This window comes from Nonomuraea antri (assembly GCF_013283785.1).
Lineage (GTDB): Bacteria > Actinomycetota > Actinomycetes > Streptosporangiales > Streptosporangiaceae > Nonomuraea > Nonomuraea antri.
In genome coordinates this window covers 21,727-39,296 of sequence record NZ_JABCPZ010000054.1, presented here as the reverse complement: position 1 = coordinate 39,296, position 17,570 = coordinate 21,727, and the positions used below count along the sequence as shown (strand labels likewise).

Here is a 17,570-nt window from a genome sequence, read left to right as displayed (position 1 = left end):
TCAGAGCGCCAGCTTGTATCCCTCGTGGGAGGCGACGAAGCCGAGCGAGTCGTAGAAGCGGTGCGCGTCCGTGCGTGACTTGTCCGAGGTGAGCTGCACCATCGCGCACCCGCGTGCGCGGGCCCTGTCGATGCCCCACGCGATCATCTTGCGGCCCAGCCCCTCGCCGCGGTGCGCGGCGGAGACCCTGACGGCCTCGATCTGGCAGCGCTCGGCACCCAGCCGCGAGAGCCCGGCCAGGTAGGTGAGCTGCATCGTGCCCACCACCTTGCCGTCGCGCTCGGCCACGATCAGCTCGTCGTAGGGGTCGGTGTCGATCCGCTCGAACGCGGCCAGGTAGCGCTCGTCGTTCGGATCGCCCTCACGGGCGGCGCCGAGCGGGTCGTCGGCCAGCATCGCCACGATCGCCGGCACGTCCTGCGCCCTGGCCCGGCGGAACAGCAGCGACAACACGTAGTGCGACTCCATGAGCTCCGGGTTGGACGGCAGCGCCATCACCTGGCCGCTGGGCAGGAAGCCCCGGCTCGCGTACAGCGCCCGCGCGGCCAGGTTCCTGTCCACCGCCCAGAGCTCGACCTCCTCGGCCCCGGCCGCCCGCGCCACGTCGACGGCGGCGTCGAGCAGGCGCGCGCCCAGGCCGCGTCCTCTGGCCTCGGGGGCGACCCACATGGACACCAGGTGGCCCCTGCCGTGCTCGAACAGCACGCAGGCCAGGCCGAGATCGGCCTTGGTGTCCTGATCGGCGGCCACCAGCCAGGTGCTGCTCAGCCGCTCCGCCCACTTCTCCGGCGGGAACGCGCTCTCCTTGTCATGGGTGGACGCGAAGGCGTCCGGCGAATCGAGCAGCGCCCGGAGACGGATGTCGCGCAGCCGCTCCCCTTCGTCCGCGTTCAGCCGCACTATGTCGATTTCCTGCATGCCCGAATCATGTCAGGGACGGGTCGGAGACCCGTCCCTCGCCCGTGCGTCCGTCCTAGCAGCCGGCCCAGCCGACGTAGGTGATCGGCCAGTTGACCGTCGTCCACGAGGTCTGGCCGATGGCCACACAGGGTCCGGTGACCAGGATGGGGCCGGTGTAGTGCCGCGCGCGCACGACCACCATGTGCCGGCCCGTGCCGGAGGTGCAGAGGCTGGACGCCCAGTTCGAGCCCTGCTGCGTGGTGCAGCCGGAGGGGGCGGCCATGGCGGGGCCGGAGTTGAGCGCGACGACGCTCAGGCCGAGTGCGGCGATGCTGGACAGGGTGGCGATACGACGACGAAGACTCATGTTGCGTCTCCCAGGGGGGCATGGGATTTTTTTAGGAAAGTTTCCTAAAAAAAAGGGTAGATCGCGGCCCTGCGAAGGTCAACATCCCGGCGGGCACCCCGGCGCACCGGATAGGGGAACAGTCAGGGTCCGTCCCCGATGCTCTCCGGGGGTCCCAAAAGGCACCATGAGGACATGAACGAAATCAGTCGACGCGATGAGGTCTCGCTGTCCGGCGCCGCGCTTCGCGGCGCTCCGTGGAAGGCGGCCGCCGTCGGCGGCGGCGTGGTGACCGTGGCCAGTTTCGGCATGGGGCTGATCACCGGAGGCGGTGACCTGCCGTGGGCCCTGGGGCTGGGCATCAGCTTGTTCGCCCTGATCGCCGCCATCGGCGCGGTGGCCAAGCCGCACGAGGGCGACCGGGTGACCAGGCAGGCCCGCGTGTGGTCGCTGAAGCACCCGTGGAAGTTCGCGCTGCTGCCCGCGGGCATCACGGCGGTGCTGGACTACCCGGTGCAGCTCGTGCTCGACCACGAAGGCGTGTTCGGCTCCGGGGTGCAGGCGCTGTGGCACGGCGCGCTGGTCTACGTGATCGCCGCCATCCTGACCCTCACCATGCAGGGGCGGGCCAAGTCCGCCCGCTGAGACCCCGCCGCCCGGGAGGCGGCGGGGCCAGGCGGGTTCACGGCCGGCTCATAACCGGCTCACGGCTGGGATCACGGCTGGGCGGCCGCGGTCCGCTCCGCCTCGCTGCGGCACACGCAGAACTCGTTGCCCTCGGGGTCGTTCATGACCACCCAGCCGGAGCCGTCGGGGAGCCGGCGGTCGTCGACCACGCTCGCGCCCATCCCGGTCAGCCGCTCGACCTCCTCGTTACGGGTGCGTCCCTCGGTGCCGTTGACGTCCAGGTGCACCCGGTTCTTCACGGACTTGCCCTCGGGCACGCGGATGAACAGCAGGAACGGGTCGTGCGGAGTACGCAGCATGACCTCGTCGTCGCCCGGCTTGTCGCCTTCGCCCAGCGGCCATCCGGTGGCCCTGCTCCACCAGGTGGCGATCTCGTACGGGTCGGCGGCGTCCAGGGTGACGGCATGAATCTCGATCATCCCGCCACCCAATCGCGACACCACCAAAGACGTCAAGCTAGTGTGCGCCCGCGAGGTTGAGCCCGACGACCCCGGCCAGGATCAGCGCGATCGAGGCGACCCGCACCGGCGACACGTCGTCGCCCATCGCGATCATGCCGAGCACGGCCGTGCCGACGGCGCCGATGCCCGTCCAGACGGCGTAGGCGGTGCCGACCTCCAGCGATTTGAGCGCGTACGAGAGCAGGCCGAAGCTGAGCACGGCGGTCACGCCGAACGACACCGACCACCACACGTGGGTGAAGCCGTTGCTGAGCTTGAGCGAGAGCGCCATGGCGACCTCGAAGAGGCCGGCCAGCACGAGAACGATCCAGGCCATGGTGAACTCCAAAGACGAGGCGAACTAGGTCCGTGCGTCGTCTTTGCCTGCCGGGTACGGCGCGTCTCGTCCGGGAGCCTGGGCTCGTCTACGAGAACGCGCCCCTCGCACCGATCATTCCCACCACACCGTGACCCACCGGTCGCGCGGGACCGGCCACATGCCGAGCTCCTGCGCGGTGGCCGCGACCTCCGCCGCCCGCGCGGGGTCGAGGCAGATGCGACGGCACGCGCTGGCGGCCAGCTCCTCCAGCGACGTGAAACGTTCCAGCGGCGCCTCACGCTCCTCCACCCGCACCGCGAAGCCCAGCGCGGCGGCCAGCGCCACGCAGTCCTCCGCGATGGGCCTGACCGGCCTGCTCACCCCGTGGAAGTGCTGCCACAGCGGCGTCATCCAGCTCATCGGGTGCCGGTGCGGCAGTTCGAGCACCACTCTGCCCCGGGTGCGCGCGTCCAGCGCGCGCAGGAACTCGGCCAGGTCGGGGACGTTGTACACGACGTGCGCGGCGATGGTCACGTCGACCACGGGCACCTGGTCGGCCACGTCGGGCCAGCGGCCCTCGACGGCGGTGACCGGGACCCCCAGTTTCTCGGCCCTGATGACCAGCCCGTCGAGCATGGCCGCCGAGGTGTCGACCGCGTACAGGTGGCCGATGCGCCCGCGCAGCGGCAGCGAGGCGGCCCCTGGGCCCGAGCCGACGTCGAGCAGCGTGCCCTGGTCGGGCAGCGCCTCGGCGAGCCTGGACATGGTGGGGCCGTCGTCGGGCTCGGACAACGCCCGGTCGGTACGCGTGCCGAACCGCTCGGGCGAATGACTCCAGGGATCGGCGGGCGCGGCGGCCACGATCTCCGGCGGAATCGCCCAGGATTCCAGTCGCTCCCGCCAGCGGGCGGCCAGCTCTTCGGCGTCCATGGAGACGAGCATGCCATGCATATCCATGGTTACCCGCGGGTAGCATTCCTAGTAAGGTTACTCGCCAGTACTAATGACCTCGGTTCAAGGAGATCCGCACTCATGGGCCACTTCAAGAGCAACGTGCGCGACCTGGAGTTCAACCTCTTCGAGGTGTTCGGGCGACGCGAGATCCTCGGCGCCGGGCCGTTCGCTGAAGTCGACGAGGACGTCGCACGCAGCATCCTGGACGAGGTCAACAGGCTCTCCACCGGAGTGCTCGCCGATTCGTTCGAGGAAGGCGACCGCACCCCGCCCGTCTTCGACGCCGCGACCAGCACGGTCAAGGTGCCCGAAGGCTTCAAGAAGTCGTTCAAGGCGCTGGTCGACGGCGGCTGGGCGCACCTCGACCTGCCCGCCGAGCTGGGCGGCCCGGGCATCCCGCGCAGCCTGGCCTGGGCCACGGCCGAGCTGGTGCTCGGCGCCAACCCCGCGCTGTACATGTACGCCGCGGGCCCCAACTTCGCCTACACGCTGTGGAAGGTGGGCACCGACGCCCAGAAGCGCTTCGCCGAACTGGCGATCGAGCGCAACTGGGGCGCCACGATGGTGCTGACCGAGCCCGACGCCGGCTCCGACGTGGGCGCCGGCCGGGCCAAGGCGGTACGGCAGCCGGACGGCACCTGGCACATCGAGGGCGTCAAGCGCTTCATCACCAGCGCCGAGCACGACATGGCCGAGAACATCTTCCACCTCGTGCTGGCCCGCCCCGAGGGCCACGGCCCCGGCACCAAGGGCCTGTCGATGTTCCTGGTGCCCAAGTTCCACGTGGACCTGGAGACCGGCGAACTGGGCGAGCGCAACGGCGTCTACGTCACCAACGTCGAGAAGAAGATGGGCCTGAAGGTCTCCACGACCTGCGAGCTCACCTTCGGCGACAAGCACCCGGCCGTCGGCTGGCTGGTCGGCGACGTGCACGAGGGCATCAAGCAGATGTTCATGGTGATCGAGCACGCCCGCATGATGGTCGGCACCAAGGCCATCGCCACGCTGTCCACCGGCTACCTGAACGCGCTGGAGTACGCCAAGTCCCGCGAGCAGGGCGCCGACCTGACCAAGATGATGGACAAGAGCGCCCCGCGCGTCACCATCACCCACCACCCGGACGTGCGCCGCGAGCTGATGCTGCAGAAGGCGTACGCCGAGGGCATGCGCGCTCTGGTGCTCTACACCGCCACCTTCCAGGACGCCATCCAGCTCGACCCGGAGGACCGGCACGCGCACGCGATGAACGACCTGCTGCTGCCGCTGGTCAAGGGCGTGGGCTCGGAGCGTTCGTACGAGTTGCTCTCGCGCTCGCTGCAGACCCTGGGCGGCTCCGGCTACCTGCAGGAATACCCGATCGAGCAGTACATCAGGGACGCGAAGATCGACTCGCTCTACGAGGGCACGACCGCGATCCAGGGCCTGGACCTGTTCTTCCGCAAGATCCTGCGCAACCAGGGCGCGGCCGTCGGCACGCTGCTGACCGAGATCAACGAGTTCGCCGCCTCCGAGGCGGGCAACGGCCGGCTCAAGGAGGAGCGCAAGCTGCTCGCCGAGGCCGCCGCCGAGGTCAAGGTCATGGGCGACACGATGGCCGGCTGGGCGCTCGGCTCGATGGAGAAGCCGGACGAGGTGTACAAGGTCGGGCTCAACACCACCAGGTTCCTGCTCGCGCTGGGCGACCTGGTGATCGGCTGGCTGCTGCTGCGTCAGGCCGAGGTCGCGCTGGCCCGGCTGGCCGAGCAGGAGGACCCGTTCTACCAGGGCAAGGTCGGCGCCGCGTCGTTCTTCGCCACCACGGTGCTGCCCAGGCTGGCCGCCGAGCGGCGCGTCCTGGCCGCCACCGGGCTGGACCTGATGGAACTGCCGGAAGAGGCCTTCTGACGCACACCCGAAACGCCCGTTCCCGATGGGAGCGGGCGTTTCGTCGTCCGGGGCGTGATGCCGGCGGTACGTTCGCCGCATGAGCTCTTCTCACCACGATCATCCGCTGCCTCCGCCGCGCGTGGAGGAGGTCTCCGACGGCGTCTACGCCTACATCCAGCCCGACGGGAGCTGGTGGATCAACAACACCGGCTTCCTCGCCGGCCGCCGCGGCGTGATCTGCATCGACGCCTGCTCGACCGAACGCCGTACCAGGGCGCTGCGCGAGGCCGTCGGCAAGGTCAGCGACCGGCCGATCACCACGCTGATCAACACCCATCACCACGGTGACCACACCTTCGGCAACTACCTGTTCCCCGAGGCCACCATCGTGGGGCACGAGGAGGTGCGGGAACGCATCCTGGCCGAGGGCATCCCCGACTACCGGTCCGCCTGGTCGGCCGAGGTGGAGTGGGGCGCGCTGCAGGCCGTGCCGCCGTTCCTCACCTACACCGACGGCATCACCGTGCACAGCGACGAGCTGCGCTGCGAGGTCAGGTACATCGGCCACCCCGCCCACACCACCGGCGACTCGATCGTCTGGATCCCCGAGCGGCGGCTGCTGTTCGCCGGGGACCTGGTGTTCAACGGCGGCACCCCGTTCGTGCTGATGGGCTCGGTGTCCGGGGCGATCGAGGCGCTGGGCACGCTCAGGGAGCTGGGCGCTCAGACGGTCGTGCCCGGGCACGGCGAGGTGTGCGGGCCCGAGGTCTTCGACCGGGTCGAGGGCTACCTGCGTTTCGTGCTGGAGACCGCCGAGCGCGGCCGGGCCGCCGGGCTGACCCCGCTGGACGCCGCCGGGGAGACCGACCTGGGCGAATGGGGCACGCTGCTCGACTCAGAACGCATCGTCGGCAACCTCCACCGCGCCTACGCCGAGCTCGACGGACGTCCGCCCGGCGCGCCGATCGACCTGGCCGCGGCCGTGCTCGACATGATCGCCTTCAACGGCGGCCGGCCGCTGTCGTGCCTGGCGTGAAAGGCCGGGGGTGTGATCGCCGATAGCCGGGTATGACCGTGGGCATACTCGCCGTTTGCCTGGAGGTCGTCATGGGTGTCGGGGTCAGCATCTTCTTCCTCACGCTCGGCGCCATCCTGAGATTCGCCATCGAGCCCGACGTGTTCGGCAAGAGCGTGCACATGGACGTGATCGGCCTGATTTTCATGATCGTCGGTGGTGTGGGCATCGTGCTGAGCGTCGTGCTGGCCCCCAGGCGGGGCCGCACCTCCGACGACAGGCTGATGCACCGCGAGAACAACCCGCCGGAAATCTGACGCCGATCGCTCGGAAGGGTCTGCCGGGAGCGGGCAATCACAGGTGTCCGTGTTCCCAGGCAAAGGAGACCCTTGCGTGCTCGCACCTCCTGACGGGCCCGTCGTCGAGCCCGAACGGTTCGCCACCGTCTTCGACGCGCATTACGAGGAGATCCGGCGCTACCTCGGCCGGCGTCTCGACCTCGACATCGCCGAGGACCTCGCCGCCGAGACGTTCCTCATCGCCTTCCGCCGCCGCTCCTCCTTCGACGCCGCTCAGGGCGGCGTCCGAGCCTGGCTGTACGGCATCGCCACCAACCTGGTCCACCGGCACCGCCGGGCCGAGGTACGCCGCTACCGCGCCCTGGCCAGGACCGGGCCGCCACCCGACGACGACGGCCACGACCAGCGGGTCGTCGAACGGGTCGCGGCCGGGGTCACCGTCCAGCGCCTGTCCGCCGCGCTGGCCGGGCTGTCACCGGGCGAGCGCGACGTGGTGCTGCTCGTCGCGTACGGCGATCTGACCTACGACGAGGTCGCCGCGGCGCTCGGCGTCGCCTACGGCACCGTCGCCTCCCGGCTGAGCCGGGCCAGGACCAAGCTGCGCAACACGCTGGGAGTTGAGGTGTGATGAAGGAGTTCCAGCTCATCGACGACGTGATGCCGGACGTGCCGCCCGCGGGGCACGCCACGATGGCGGCGGCCAGGGCCAGGGCACTCGGCTCGCCGAGCCGCCGCTCCCGGCTGCCCAGGGGGCGGCTGCTGCTGGCCGCGGCTGCGGTCGTCCTGGTGGCGGCCGGCGGCCTGATCGCGCTTCCCAGGCTGGGCGGCGAGACCGACACCACCGTCATGACCGAGCCCGGGCCCGCCGCGCTGCTGGAGACCGTGGCGGACCGCCTGGCCGCCCGGCCACCGGCCACGGGGGCCTGGTGGCGGCGCGAGACGCTGGAGGTGTACCGCAGCCGCCCGGACGGCGCCGGCTACACCGTCGAGCAGCGGGCCAGGGAGGTCGTGTGGCGCGACGGCCGCGGCCGCGAGCGCAGGGAGCGCACCACCCTGTCCGTCCGTCCGCTCACCCCGGCCGACGAGCAGGCGTGGCGGGCGGCGGGCGCGCCGTCGCTGTGCCGGGCCGACCAGGACTGCCGGCTGGGCAAGACGCGGGTGCTGCCGCTGACCCAGGGCGCCGGATACCCGGTGGGACCGATCGCGCAGCTCCCGACCGAGCCCACGGCGCTCAAGGCGGCGCTGCTGAAGGTGTATCCGGAGGGCGCGCCGGAGAGCCAGGACAGCTTCATGTGGAACCTGTACAAGTGGCTGCTGCTCGACACCGACATCACCCCGGGCACCAGGGGCGCCGTCTACCGGCTGATGGCCGCCATCCCCGGGACCCAGGTGGCCGACGGGGTCGCGACCGTGGAGGGCCGCGTCGGGCTCGCGCTGCTGGAACCGCGCGAACCCGTTCGCCAGCAGATCATCATCGACAGGGACAGCGGGGACCTGCTGGCCGTGCAGGACGTCCTGGTCAAGCCCGACCCGCGGATGAAGGAGGTCGACGTCGGCCAGGTGTATCAGTCGTACCTGGTCACGCGGGCCGAGTGGACCGCGGAAGGCCCTAAAGACTGAGCTGGACGGCCGCCCTGGAGGCCAGGATCGGCTTGATGTGCTCCGCGATCACCGCCTGGTGCTGGGGGTGATCGCGGTAGGCCAGGAAGTCGTCCACGCTGTCGCAGTCGGCGACCACGGCGAAGTCGTGGTTGCCCGGGGTGATGCCCGCGTCGGGACCCACCGTGTACGCGCGGAGCTGCGGGATCGCGGCGGGGAGCTTGCGCAGCTCGGTCGCGACCGCGGCCTTCTGCTCGGCGGTGGCGTCTTCGGTCCAGGTGAACAGGACGACGTGGCGAATCATGCGATCAGCTTAGCGACGCCGTACTCGCGTTCCGGTCTGGACATCCCGGCGGTTCCATGGTTATTCTCAGATCGAGACTTACTCAATCCGAGAAAGACTGATGATGGAAGACTTCCTCTCCACCTACGACCCGCACGACTACGCGCCGGTGGCCGTGACGGTCGACGTGGTCGCCCTGACCATCAGGGACCGCCGCCTGCACGTGCTCATCGTCGAGCGCGGCGTGCCGCCCTACGAGGGGGCGTGGGCGCTGCCCGGCGGGTTCATCAGGCCCGAGGAAGACCTGACCGCGGCGGCGGTGCGCGAGCTGGCCGAGGAGACCGGGCTCGACGCGCGTCCGTCCCACATCGAGCAGCTCGCCAGCTACGGCGACCCCGGCAGGGACCCGCGCATGCGCGTGGTGTCGATCTCCTACCTCGCCTTCGCCCCCGACCTGCCCGACCCGAGCGCAGGCACGGACGCCGCCTCTGCGGTCTGGCTGCCGGTCGACGAGCTGCCGCCGCTGGCCTTCGACCACGCCCGCATCCTGGCCGACGGGGTCGAGCGGGCCCGCTCGAAGCTGGAGTACACCCCGCTGGCCACGGCCTTCGCCGGTGAGCTGTTCACCATCACCGACCTGCGGCTGATCTACGAGACCGTCTGGGGCACGCCGCTGCACGCGGGCAACTTCCACCGCAAGGTGCTGTCGGTGCCCGGCTTCGTCGAGGGCACCGGCGAGACCACCGAGACCGGCGGGCCGAGGGGCGGCCCGCGCGCCAAGCTCTACCGCGCCGGCGACGCCCGCCTGCTCCACCCGGCCCTGCTGCGGCCCGCCCGTGAGGAGGAGATCCGGTGAGCCCGGCTCCTGGCCGCGACCCGACGAACGTGACGACCCGGGCTGAAGCCGAGGCGATCGTCGTCGGGGCTCGATCGGCCGTCGAAGTGTTCGGCACCGGCTCCCCCACGAGCGTCTACCGGCGGCTGGCCCGGCTGCTCCACCCCGACCTCGGGCCGGGGTGCGAGGAGGCGTTCGGGCGGCTGGTGTCGCTGTGGGAGGCCTACAACCGGGGCCAGCTGGTCGGCGGATACCGGATCGGGCCGCCGCTGCACGCGGGCGGCACGGCCATGCTCTACCCGGCCACGTCCGCCCGGGCGGGCGGCACGTACGGCACGGGCGACATGTACGACGCGGTGCTCAAGGTGGCGCGCGACCCCGCGGACAACCACCTGCTCACCGCGGAGGCCGCCGCGCTCAGGACGATCGCCACGCACGGCGACCCGCGCTTCCTGCCGTACGTCCCCCGGCTCGTCACCCACTTCAGGCACCGGACGGGCGGCACCACCAGGCAGGCCAACGTGATCAGCCGGGCGCCGGGCGGGTTCGTCCCGCTGACCCGGGTCACGCCCGGTCTCGACCCCCGCGACGCGGCCTGGATCTGGCGGCGGCTGCTGGTGGCCGCCGGTCTCGCGCATCGCGCCGGCACCACGCACGGCGCCATCGTGCCCCGTCACGTGCTCATCCATCCGATCGACCACGGGCTCGTCCTGGTCGACTGGTGCCGCGCCGGCGCCACCGACCAGGCAGACGACATCCGGCTGCTCACCCGGTGCGTGGCCGGCCTGATCGGCGACCATCCGCGCCCGATGGCCGCCTTCATCCACGGCTGCCTGCGGCGGCCGCCGTCCGACGCCTGGGCGCTGCTCGCCGAGCTCGACGATCTGCTCGGCGCGCTCTACGGGCCGCGTGTCTACCGGCCCCTGCACCTCTAGCCCCCATCACCTCTCAAGGAGGACATCATGGGCAGCGGAATCTGGTCCACCGACGTCTACGCCTCGGCCGCCGCCTACCGCGAGGCCGCCGGCATCAGCGCCTTCGCCTACAGCGAGAGCGGCGCCCGCACCACGCATCCCGACCTCGACCCGTACGGCGTCACGCGGGAGAGCCGCGACTCCGACGAGCATCCGAACTCGCTGGCCATCGCCGTGCTCTTCGACGTCACCGGCTCCATGCGGTACGTGCCGCGCGGGCTGCAGGCCAAGCTGCCCGACCTGCTCGGGCTGCTGCTGCGCCGCGGTTACGCGGTCGACCCGCAGATCATGTTCGGCGCGATCGGCGACGCCACCTGCGACAGGGCGCCGCTGCAGGTCGGCCAGTTCGAGTCCGACAACCGCATGGACGACCAGCTGGGCCGGATCCTGCTCGAAGGCGGGGGCGGCGGGCAGAAGCGGGAGTCGTACGAGCTGGCGATGTACTTCATGGCCAGGCACACCTCGATCGACTGCCACGAGAAGCGCGGCAAGCGCGGATACCTGTTCATGATCGGCGACGAGATGCCGTACCAGCAGGTGTCACGCAAGCAGGTCGAGCACCTGATCGGCGACCGGCTGCCCGGCCCCGTCGACCTCGCCGCCGTGGTCGCCGAGCTGACCAGGAAGTACGACGCGTACTACATCATGCCCGCAGAGACCATGCACGCCGGAGACCCCGAGGTGCTGGGGATCTGGCGGCGGCTGCTCGGCCAGAACGTGCTCGAACTCGACGACCTCGACGCGGTCAGCGAGACCATCGCGCTGACGGTCGGGCTCGGCGAGGACGCCATCGGCCTGGACGACGGCCTGGCCGACCTGGCGGACCTGGGCTCGACGGCCGGGGCGTCGGTGTCGAAGGCGCTGGCCAAGCTCGACCGGGGCCGGCTGGTGACCTCCGATCCGCTGCCCGGGCTCGACTGATGAACGACCACGTCATCGTCGTCGATCTCGGATACGGCGACGCGGGCAAGGGCACCGTCGTGGACTGGCTGTGCGCGACGCGGCCGGTCCACGCGGTGATCAGGTTCAACGGGGGCGCGCAGGCCGGGCACAACGTGGTGCTGCCCGACGGCAGGCACCACACGTTCGCCCAGTTCGGCTCGGGGACGCTGCGCGGCGTGCCGACGCACCTGTCACGCTTCTCCCTGGTCGACCCGCTGGCGCTGGCCGCCGAGGCGGCCCATCTGGCACGGATCGGGGTGCCCGATCCGCTCGGGCTGATCACCGTGGACCGCGACGCATTGCTCGTCACGCCGTACCACGTGGCGGCCGGACGGCGGCGGGAGCTGGAGCGCGGCGAGGGGCGGCACGGGTCCTGCGGCATGGGCATCGGGGAGACCATGGCGTACTGGCTCGCGCACGGCTCGCGCGCCCCCTTCGCCGGCGACCCGCCCCAGGTGCTGGCCGCCAAGCTGCGCGAGCTGCGTGACACGCTGGGCGTCACCGGGCCGCCGGTGGCGGACTGCCTGGCCGCCTACCGGACGTTCGCCGACCGCGTGCGCCTGACGGACGGCTCGCACACCGCGAAGCTGATCAACGCGGGGGCGATCGTCTTCGAGGGGGCGCAGGGGGTGCTGCTGGACGAGCGGCACGGGTTCCAGCCGCACACCACCTGGAGCACGACGACGTTCGCCAACGCGCTCGACCTGCTGGACGGGGCCGGGGCGGCGCGGCTGGGCGTGCTGCGCACGTACACGACCAGGCACGGGGCGGGCCCGCTGGTGACCGAGGACCCGGCGCTGCGCCTGCCCGAGCCGCACAACGTGGCCGGGCCGTGGCAGGGGCCGTTCCGGCTCGGGCACTTCGACGCCGTCGCACACCGGTACGCGCTGCGGGTGGCGGGCGGGGTGGACGGGCTGGCGCTGACACACCTGGACGCGCCGGTGTCGCGGATGTGCGTCGCCTACGACGCGGAACCGTCGTTTCATGAGCCGGATGTCACCGAGCGGCTGTCGCGGGCGCGGCCGATCTACCGCGACGGCGTGACCGACTGGACGTCCGCGGTGTCGGACGCGCTGGGCGTGCCGGTGTGGCTGGAGTCGCACGGGACGCAGGCCGGCGACAAGAAGGCGCTCGTGACCTGGTGAACGCCAGGCCGTGTGAGGAGCGCCGGGTCACCTGGTGGGTGAACGCCGGAAGGGGCGGACCCCTTCCGGCGTCGGGCCGTCAGCTCCAGGCGAGCATCCGGAGCGGGTCTTCCAGCATGGCGCCGACGTCACGCAGGAACAGCGACCCCAGCTCGCCGTCCACGATGCGGTGGTCGAACGACAGCGCCAGCGTGGTGACCTTGCGCACGGCCAGCTGGCCGTCCACCACCCACGGCATGTCCCGGACCTGGCCGAAGGCGAGGATCGCCGATTCGCCCGGGTTCAGGATGGGCGTGCCCGCGTCGACGCCGAAGACGCCGACGTTCGTGATCGTGAACGTGCCGCCCGCCATCTCGGCCGGCTGCGTGCGGCCCGCCCTGGCGGTCTCCGTGAGCCGGCCGAGCTCCGCGGCCAGGTCGGGGAGCGACAGGTCGTGGGCGTCCTTGACGTTGGGCACCACCAGGCCGCGCGGCGTGGCGGCCGCGATGCCCAGGTTCACGTAGTGCTTGATGACGATCTCCTGGGCCGACTCGTCCCAGGAGGAGTTGATCATCGGGTGGCGTCTGGCCGCCGTCAGCACGGCCTTGGCCACCAGCAGCAGCGGCGAGACCTTGACGTCCGCGAACTCGGCCAGCGTGCGCAGGCGCTTGACGGCCTCCATCGTCTCCGTGACGTCCACCTGGAGGAACTCGGTGACGTGCGGGGCGGTGAAGGCGCTGGCGATCATGGCCTGCGCGGTCATCTTGCGCACGCCCTTGACCGGGACGCGTTCCTCCCGCTGCCTCGGCTGCGCCGGGGCGGTGGGCGCGGGCTGCGGGAGCAGCCCCTGTGCGGCGGCGTGGACGTCTTCGCGGGTGACCGAGCCCTGGGGGCCCGAGCCCGTGATGCCGGCGAGGTCCACGCCGAGGTCCTTGGCCAGCTTCCGCACCGGCGGCTTGGCCAGCGCGCCCGGAGCCGCGGGCGCCTGGCTCGCCGGAGCCGCCGCTGGTCCACTCGGCGGCGGAGCCTGAGCCGGGACGGTGGCCGCAGGAGGGCCGTCCACCTCCACCCTGGACGGGTTGGCCACCGGGTTGGCGCGGATCGCGTCCGGGGCCGGCTGCTTGCGCGGACGGCGCTTGGTGGTGCCGGTCTTGACGCCGTAACCGACCAGGACCGCCTGGCGCTCCTCCTTCGGCGCCGGGCTGCCGTGCGCGCCCGGCTCGACCGCGCCCTCGGCGGGCGGCCGCGGAACCATGTCGTCGGCCAGCGCCTGCACCCGTTCCGACGGCTCACCGGCCGCCGCGGCCTCCTCCTGCTCCGGCTGGGCCTGCGCTGGCTGGGCCTGCGCCGGTTGGGCCTGTTCCGGTTGGGCCGCGCCGCCTTCGCCGGTGTCCACCGCGATGATGGGGACGCCGACGTCCACCGTCTGGCCCTCGTCGGCCATGAGGCCGGCGACCACCCCGTCCCACGGGATGGGCAGCTCGACGATCGACTTGGCGGTCTCGATCTCCACCACGATCTGGTTGACCTTGACCGCGTCGCCCGCCTTGACGTGCCAGCGGACGATCTCCGCCTCGGTCAGCCCCTCGCCCACGTCGGGGAGCTTGAACTCGCGTCGCATGAAGCGGATCCCCCTCTCAGTAGCCGAAGGAACGGTCGACGGCTTCGAGCACCCTGTCCAGGTCGGGCAGGTAGTGCTCCTCCAGCTTCGACGGGGGATACGGGGTGGAGAAGCCGCCGACGCGCAGCACGGGCGACTCCAGGTGGTAGAAGCACTGCTCGGTGATGCGTGCCGCCAGCTCGGCCCCGAAACCGCTGTTGACCGGCGCCTCGTGCACCACCACGACCCGGCCGGTACGCCGTACCGAGTCCATGACCAGCGGCTCGTCGAGCGGGTTGAGCGAGCGCAGGTCCACGACCTCCAGGCTGCGGCCGTCGTCCTCGGCCGCCGTGGCGGCCTCCAGGCACGTCTTGACCATCGGCCCATACGCCAGCAGCGTGACGTCGGAGCCGGGACGCACCACCTTGGCCTTGTCGAGCGGCGTCCACCAGTCGGTGTCGGCGGTGTCGATGTCGGCCTTCTCCCAGTAGCGGCGCTTGGGCTCGAAGAAGATGACCGGGTCGTTGCTGCGGATGGCCTGCTGGATCATCGTGTACGCGTCGGCCGGGTTCGAGCAGGAGACCACGCGCAGCCCGGCCGTGTGCGTGAAGTACGCCTCGGGGGACTCGCTGTGGTGCTCGACCGCGCCGATGCCGCCGCCGCACGGGATGCGGACGACCACCGGCAGCCTGATCGCGCCCAGCGACCGCATCGGCATCTTGGCGAGCTGCGTGATGATCTGGTCGGCGGCGGGGAACACGAACCCGTCGAACTGGATCTCGCACACCGGCCGGTAGCCGCGCAGCGCCAGGCCGATCGCGGTGCCGATGATGCCGGACTCGGCCAGCGGGGTGTCGATGACGCGGTCCTCGCCGAAGTCCTTCTGCAGGCCGTCGGTGACGCGGAACACGCCGCCCAGCTTGCCGACGTCCTCGCCCATGATGAGGACCTTGGGGTCGTCCTCCATGGCCTTGCGCATGCCTTCGTTCAGCGCCTTGGACAGGCTCAGAACCGTCACTTGAACCCCTCCAAGTACGCGGCGAACTGGGTGCGCTCCTGGTCGATCAACGCGTGCGGCTCGGTGTAGACGTGGTCGAAGATGTCGAGCGGCTCGGGATCGGGCATGGCCAGGCAGCGCCGGCGCAGGTCGGCGCCGAGCTGGTCGGCCTCGGCGTCGACGGAGTCGAAGAACGCCTGGTCGGCCAGCTCGTTCTTGAACATGTACGACTTGACCCGCTCGATCGGGTCCTTGAGCTTCCACGCCTCCAGCTCGCTGGCGACGCGGTAGCGCGTCGGGTCGTCGGTGGTGGTGTGGGCGCCCATCCGGTACGTGAACGCCTCGATGAGCGTGGGCCCCTGCCCGGTACGCGCCGCTTCGAGCGCCTTGCGGGTGACCGCCAGGCAGGCGAACACGTCGTTGCCGTCGACCCTGATCCCGGGGAAGCCGAAGCCGGAGGCGCGGCGGTAGAGGGGGATGCGGGTCTGCTTCTCCAGCGGCTCGGAGATGGCCCACTGGTTGTTCTGGCAGAAGAAGACGATGGGCGCGTTGAACACGCTGGCCCAGATGAACGATTCGTTCACGTCACCCTGCGAGGTGGCGCCGTCGCCGAAGTAGACGATCGTGGCGGCGTTGGCGTCGTCGCGCTGGATGCCCATCGCGTACCCGACCGCGTGCAGCGTCTGGCTGCCGATGACGATCGTGTACAGGTGGAAGTTGTGCTCCTTGGGGTCCCAGCCACCGTGGTTCACGCCGCGGAACAGCCCGAGCAGTTTCACCGGGTCGACGTCGCGGCACCAGGCCACGCCGTGCTCGCGGTAGGTGGGGAAGGCCATGTCGGTGTCGGTCAGCGCGCGGCCGGAGCCGATCTGCGCGGCCTCCTGGCCGAGCAGCGAGGCCCAGATGCCCAGCTCGCCCTGGCGCTGCAGCGCGACGGCCTCCAGGTCGATGCGCCGGACGAGGACCAGATCGCGGTAGAGGGACCTGATCTCTTCCGGGGACAGGTCGATGTCGTAGTCGGGGTGCTCGACCCGCTCTCCCTCCGGGGTGAGCAACTGGACGAGCTCCGGGGGTGCTTCTGCACCACGAGAGGCGTCGAGTGTCACGTGCCACTCCTGTGCGGTCGGGGCCGGTCTCGATGGGGTTGCCACCTCAGGCCGGCCTTTCGAGCGACGGACCATGTGGTACTGGTTCGTACGCGTTTGGGGACATGGTGGCAGACGTCACAGCCCTCAGCGCAAGCCCCATGCCCTCCCCGTTCCCGTTGTACTGCCGCCCACACGCGCCGGTAGGCTGTCGTTTCGCCCGCGACCCGCGCCGGTAGGCTGACGAGGCCCACCACCGTCACACCCCTAGGAGCACGCACGTGGCCCGCGTCATCGTCGACGTCATGCTGAAGCCGGAGATCCTCGACCCGCAGGGCCAGGCCATCGCCAGGGCGCTGCCCAGGCTCGGCTTCTCGGGCGTCTCGGCGGTCCGGCAGGGCAAGCGGTTCGAGGTCGAGCTCGACGGGCCCGCCGACGAGGCCGCGATTGCGGACGTCCGGAAGATGGCCGAAACCCTGCTGGCCAACACGGTCATCGAGGACTTCACCGTCCGCGTCGAGGACTAGCACGGGTGTGGCTTGCGGGGTAGAACGGCACATTTGATCCCCAGAAATACCCCTGGCCGCTTAAAGTCTGGTTCCGGCATGCCACAATGCCACGGGCTTGCCAACACTAAATAACAACAACGTGATTTTGCGGTTAGCCCCGATTTCTCAGGGAAACCTACTCCAGGTGACATTCTGGCGCCCGGAGGAGCCCGGTGGATATTGAGTTCTCGTTGGCACTGCCTCGGGATGCGATCGGCATACCGATGGTCAGGCGAGTGCTTGGCGATGCCATGCGCTCACTCAACGTGAGCGAGTCGTGCATCGCCGACATGCTGCTCGCCGTCTCCGAGGCGTGCTCCAACGCGGTACGCCACGGCGGCCCCGCCAACCGCTACGAAGTTTCCGCGGCCATCGGCTATGGACACTGCGACGTACGCGTCGCCGACAACGGCGAGGGCCTGCCCTCGATGCCCCTGCACTTCCCGCCCCCTGACACCGAGAACGGGCGCGGGCTGTTGATCATGCGCTCGGTGGTCGACGAGATCTCGTTCGGCATCACGCCTGGCCGGGGAACTACCGTGCATCTTCGTAAGCAGCTGGACTGGGACGACGACGCCTCCGCCCGTCCTCGGGAGCTGGCCGCCGTCTGAGGGGCTGGCCTTTCAACGGCTAGGGCTTCGCGTAGAGACGCGCTACGCGCGGATGGGCGCTCAGGCAGCGCCTCCCAGGGGCTCCGCCCCTTCGACCCCGAAAAGCATCGTCCTCGCTCCGCTCGGGCGCCTTTCCCAGGGGCTGC

21 protein-coding genes, 1 pseudogene and 1 riboswitch are annotated in these 17,570 nt (G+C 70.8%); of the genes and pseudogenes, 12 read left to right on the top strand and 10 right to left on the bottom strand.

What is annotated here, in order from left to right; all coding sequences use genetic code 11:
• The 3 genes and pseudogenes from HII36_RS56705 to HII36_RS19700 all read right to left on the bottom strand — a co-directional run bounded on the left by HII36_RS56705 (position 1) and on the right by HII36_RS19700 (position 1,267).
• Entirely contained in the window at positions 1-468 is a 468-nt protein-coding gene (locus tag HII36_RS56705) for a GNAT family N-acetyltransferase (RefSeq protein ID WP_236003664.1), read from the bottom strand.
• Positions 469-510: 42 nt separating this feature from the next.
• Positions 511-918 (bottom strand): annotated as a pseudogene (locus tag HII36_RS56700) (GNAT family N-acetyltransferase); the annotation flags it as partial.
• Between the two features lie 55 nt (positions 919-973).
• Positions 974-1,267 carry a hypothetical protein gene (locus tag HII36_RS19700; RefSeq protein ID WP_173524679.1) on the bottom strand — a complete coding sequence of 98 codons (294 nt, stop codon included), beginning with the start codon at positions 1,265-1,267 and terminating at the stop codon, positions 974-976.
• A 174-nt stretch (positions 1,268-1,441) separates the two neighbouring features.
• Here HII36_RS19700 and HII36_RS19695 point away from each other — a divergent pair, with 174 nt between their 5' ends.
• On the top strand, positions 1,442-1,891 hold the full coding sequence (locus HII36_RS19695; RefSeq protein ID WP_217369700.1) for a hypothetical protein: 450 nt from the start codon (positions 1,442-1,444) through the stop codon (positions 1,889-1,891).
• 71 nt (positions 1,892-1,962) lie between these two features.
• Here HII36_RS19695 and HII36_RS19690 read toward each other — a convergent pair whose 3' ends face one another.
• The 3 genes from HII36_RS19690 to HII36_RS19680 form a co-directional block, all read right to left on the bottom strand.
• Positions 1,963-2,352: a VOC family protein gene (locus HII36_RS19690; protein WP_173524678.1), complete on the bottom strand. Its 390-nt coding sequence runs from the start codon at positions 2,350-2,352 to the stop codon at positions 1,963-1,965.
• Positions 2,353-2,389: 37 nt separating this feature from the next.
• Positions 2,390-2,710 carry a DMT family transporter gene (locus HII36_RS19685; RefSeq protein ID WP_173524677.1) on the bottom strand — a complete coding sequence of 107 codons (321 nt, stop codon included), beginning with the start codon at positions 2,708-2,710 and terminating at the stop codon, positions 2,390-2,392.
• 31 nt (positions 2,711-2,741) lie between these two features.
• Positions 2,742-2,799: riboswitch (guanidine-III (ykkC-III) riboswitch) on the bottom strand.
• A gap of 25 nt (positions 2,800-2,824) precedes the next feature.
• Complete coding sequence (locus HII36_RS19680; RefSeq protein WP_236003659.1) at positions 2,825-3,622, bottom strand: class I SAM-dependent methyltransferase; 798 nt, start codon at positions 3,620-3,622, stop codon at positions 2,825-2,827.
• A 102-nt stretch (positions 3,623-3,724) separates the two neighbouring features.
• Between HII36_RS19680 and HII36_RS19675 the strand changes: the two genes are divergently transcribed.
• The 5 genes from HII36_RS19675 to HII36_RS19655 all read left to right on the top strand — a co-directional run bounded on the left by HII36_RS19675 (position 3,725) and on the right by HII36_RS19655 (position 8,446).
• The gene (locus HII36_RS19675; protein WP_173524675.1) at positions 3,725-5,530 is read left to right on the top strand and encodes an acyl-CoA dehydrogenase; all 1,806 of its coding nucleotides are present in this window, start codon (positions 3,725-3,727) and stop codon (positions 5,528-5,530) included.
• Between the two features lie 79 nt (positions 5,531-5,609).
• Positions 5,610-6,548: an MBL fold metallo-hydrolase gene (locus HII36_RS19670; RefSeq protein ID WP_173524674.1), complete on the top strand. Its 939-nt coding sequence runs from the start codon at positions 5,610-5,612 to the stop codon at positions 6,546-6,548.
• A gap of 71 nt (positions 6,549-6,619) precedes the next feature.
• Positions 6,620-6,844 (top strand): DUF6458 family protein, encoded by a 225-nt coding sequence (locus tag HII36_RS19665; protein WP_173524673.1) that lies wholly within the window; start codon positions 6,620-6,622, stop codon positions 6,842-6,844.
• A gap of 76 nt (positions 6,845-6,920) precedes the next feature.
• On the top strand, positions 6,921-7,454 hold the full coding sequence (locus tag HII36_RS19660; protein WP_173524672.1) for an RNA polymerase sigma factor: 534 nt from the start codon (positions 6,921-6,923) through the stop codon (positions 7,452-7,454).
• Entirely contained in the window at positions 7,451-8,446 is a 996-nt protein-coding gene (locus tag HII36_RS19655) for a hypothetical protein (RefSeq protein ID WP_173524671.1), read from the top strand. Before HII36_RS19660 ends, HII36_RS19655 begins: the two co-directional genes overlap by 4 nt.
• On the opposite strand, the gene HII36_RS19650 is transcribed toward HII36_RS19655, so the two are convergent.
• Entirely contained in the window at positions 8,436-8,729 is a 294-nt protein-coding gene (locus HII36_RS19650; protein WP_173524670.1) for a Dabb family protein, read from the bottom strand. The two genes, HII36_RS19655 and HII36_RS19650, sit on opposite strands and share 11 nt — an antisense overlap.
• 100 nt (positions 8,730-8,829) lie before the next feature.
• On the opposite strand from HII36_RS19650, the gene HII36_RS19645 reads away from it, so the two are divergent.
• From HII36_RS19645 to HII36_RS19630, 4 genes are read left to right on the top strand one after another with little or no spacing between them, the layout of a single operon-like run.
• Positions 8,830-9,564: an NUDIX hydrolase gene (locus HII36_RS19645; protein ID WP_407940814.1), complete on the top strand. Its 735-nt coding sequence runs from the start codon at positions 8,830-8,832 to the stop codon at positions 9,562-9,564.
• Complete coding sequence (locus HII36_RS19640; protein WP_217369699.1) at positions 9,561-10,478, top strand: molecular chaperone DnaJ; 918 nt, start codon at positions 9,561-9,563, stop codon at positions 10,476-10,478. The genes HII36_RS19645 and HII36_RS19640 overlap by 4 nt, the downstream gene beginning before the upstream one ends.
• A gap of 27 nt (positions 10,479-10,505) precedes the next feature.
• Positions 10,506-11,438, top strand: coding sequence for a hypothetical protein (locus HII36_RS19635; protein ID WP_173524669.1), 933 nt, complete (start codon positions 10,506-10,508; stop codon positions 11,436-11,438).
• Entirely contained in the window at positions 11,438-12,604 is a 1,167-nt protein-coding gene (locus tag HII36_RS19630; RefSeq protein WP_173524668.1) for an adenylosuccinate synthetase, read from the top strand. Before HII36_RS19635 ends, HII36_RS19630 begins: the two co-directional genes overlap by 1 nt.
• 79 nt (positions 12,605-12,683) lie before the next feature.
• On the opposite strand, the gene HII36_RS19625 is transcribed toward HII36_RS19630, so the two are convergent.
• The 3 genes from HII36_RS19625 to pdhA are packed head-to-tail and all read right to left on the bottom strand — an operon-like array spanning position 12,684 to position 16,286.
• Positions 12,684-14,204 (bottom strand): dihydrolipoamide acetyltransferase family protein, encoded by a 1,521-nt coding sequence (locus HII36_RS19625; protein ID WP_173524667.1) that lies wholly within the window; start codon positions 14,202-14,204, stop codon positions 12,684-12,686.
• 16 nt (positions 14,205-14,220) lie between these two features.
• Complete coding sequence (locus tag HII36_RS19620) at positions 14,221-15,201, bottom strand: alpha-ketoacid dehydrogenase subunit beta (protein ID WP_173524666.1); 981 nt, start codon at positions 15,199-15,201, stop codon at positions 14,221-14,223.
• Positions 15,198-16,286, bottom strand: a complete 1,089-nt coding sequence (gene pdhA, locus HII36_RS19615; protein WP_173524665.1) for a pyruvate dehydrogenase (acetyl-transferring) E1 component subunit alpha — start codon at positions 16,284-16,286, stop codon at positions 15,198-15,200. Before pdhA ends, HII36_RS19620 begins: the two co-directional genes overlap by 4 nt.
• Positions 16,287-16,546: 260 nt before the next feature.
• Between pdhA and purS the strand changes: the two genes are divergently transcribed.
• Complete coding sequence (purS, locus tag HII36_RS19610; protein WP_173524664.1) at positions 16,547-16,792, top strand: phosphoribosylformylglycinamidine synthase subunit PurS; 246 nt, start codon at positions 16,547-16,549, stop codon at positions 16,790-16,792.
• A 245-nt stretch (positions 16,793-17,037) separates the two neighbouring features.
• Positions 17,038-17,424, top strand: a complete 387-nt coding sequence (locus HII36_RS19605) for an ATP-binding protein (protein ID WP_173524663.1) — start codon at positions 17,038-17,040, stop codon at positions 17,422-17,424.
• Positions 17,425-17,570 lie beyond the last annotated feature (146 nt).

Coding starts and splice junctions, on each gene's coding strand:
- HII36_RS56705 (WP_236003664.1), bottom strand. CDS start 468: ATGGAGTCGCACTACGTGTTGTCGCTGCTGTTCCGCCGGGCCAGGGCG.
- HII36_RS19700 (WP_173524679.1), bottom strand. CDS start 1,267: ATGAGTCTTCGTCGTCGTATCGCCACCCTGTCCAGCATCGCCGCACTC.
- HII36_RS19695 (WP_217369700.1), top strand. CDS start 1,442: ATGAACGAAATCAGTCGACGCGATGAGGTCTCGCTGTCCGGCGCCGCG.
- HII36_RS19690 (WP_173524678.1), bottom strand. CDS start 2,352: ATGATCGAGATTCATGCCGTCACCCTGGACGCCGCCGACCCGTACGAG.
- HII36_RS19685 (WP_173524677.1), bottom strand. CDS start 2,710: ATGGCCTGGATCGTTCTCGTGCTGGCCGGCCTCTTCGAGGTCGCCATG.
- HII36_RS19680 (WP_236003659.1), bottom strand. CDS start 3,622: ATGGACGCCGAAGAGCTGGCCGCCCGCTGGCGGGAGCGACTGGAATCC.
- HII36_RS19675 (WP_173524675.1), top strand. CDS start 3,725: ATGGGCCACTTCAAGAGCAACGTGCGCGACCTGGAGTTCAACCTCTTC.
- HII36_RS19670 (WP_173524674.1), top strand. CDS start 5,610: ATGAGCTCTTCTCACCACGATCATCCGCTGCCTCCGCCGCGCGTGGAG.
- HII36_RS19665 (WP_173524673.1), top strand. CDS start 6,620: ATGGGTGTCGGGGTCAGCATCTTCTTCCTCACGCTCGGCGCCATCCTG.
- HII36_RS19650 (WP_173524670.1), bottom strand. CDS start 8,729: ATGATTCGCCACGTCGTCCTGTTCACCTGGACCGAAGACGCCACCGCC.
- HII36_RS19645 (WP_407940814.1), top strand. CDS start 8,830: ATGATGGAAGACTTCCTCTCCACCTACGACCCGCACGACTACGCGCCG.
- HII36_RS19635 (WP_173524669.1), top strand. CDS start 10,506: ATGGGCAGCGGAATCTGGTCCACCGACGTCTACGCCTCGGCCGCCGCC.
- HII36_RS19630 (WP_173524668.1), top strand. CDS start 11,438: ATGAACGACCACGTCATCGTCGTCGATCTCGGATACGGCGACGCGGGC.
- HII36_RS19625 (WP_173524667.1), bottom strand. CDS start 14,204: ATGCGACGCGAGTTCAAGCTCCCCGACGTGGGCGAGGGGCTGACCGAG.
- HII36_RS19605 (WP_173524663.1), top strand. CDS start 17,038: ATGGTCAGGCGAGTGCTTGGCGATGCCATGCGCTCACTCAACGTGAGC.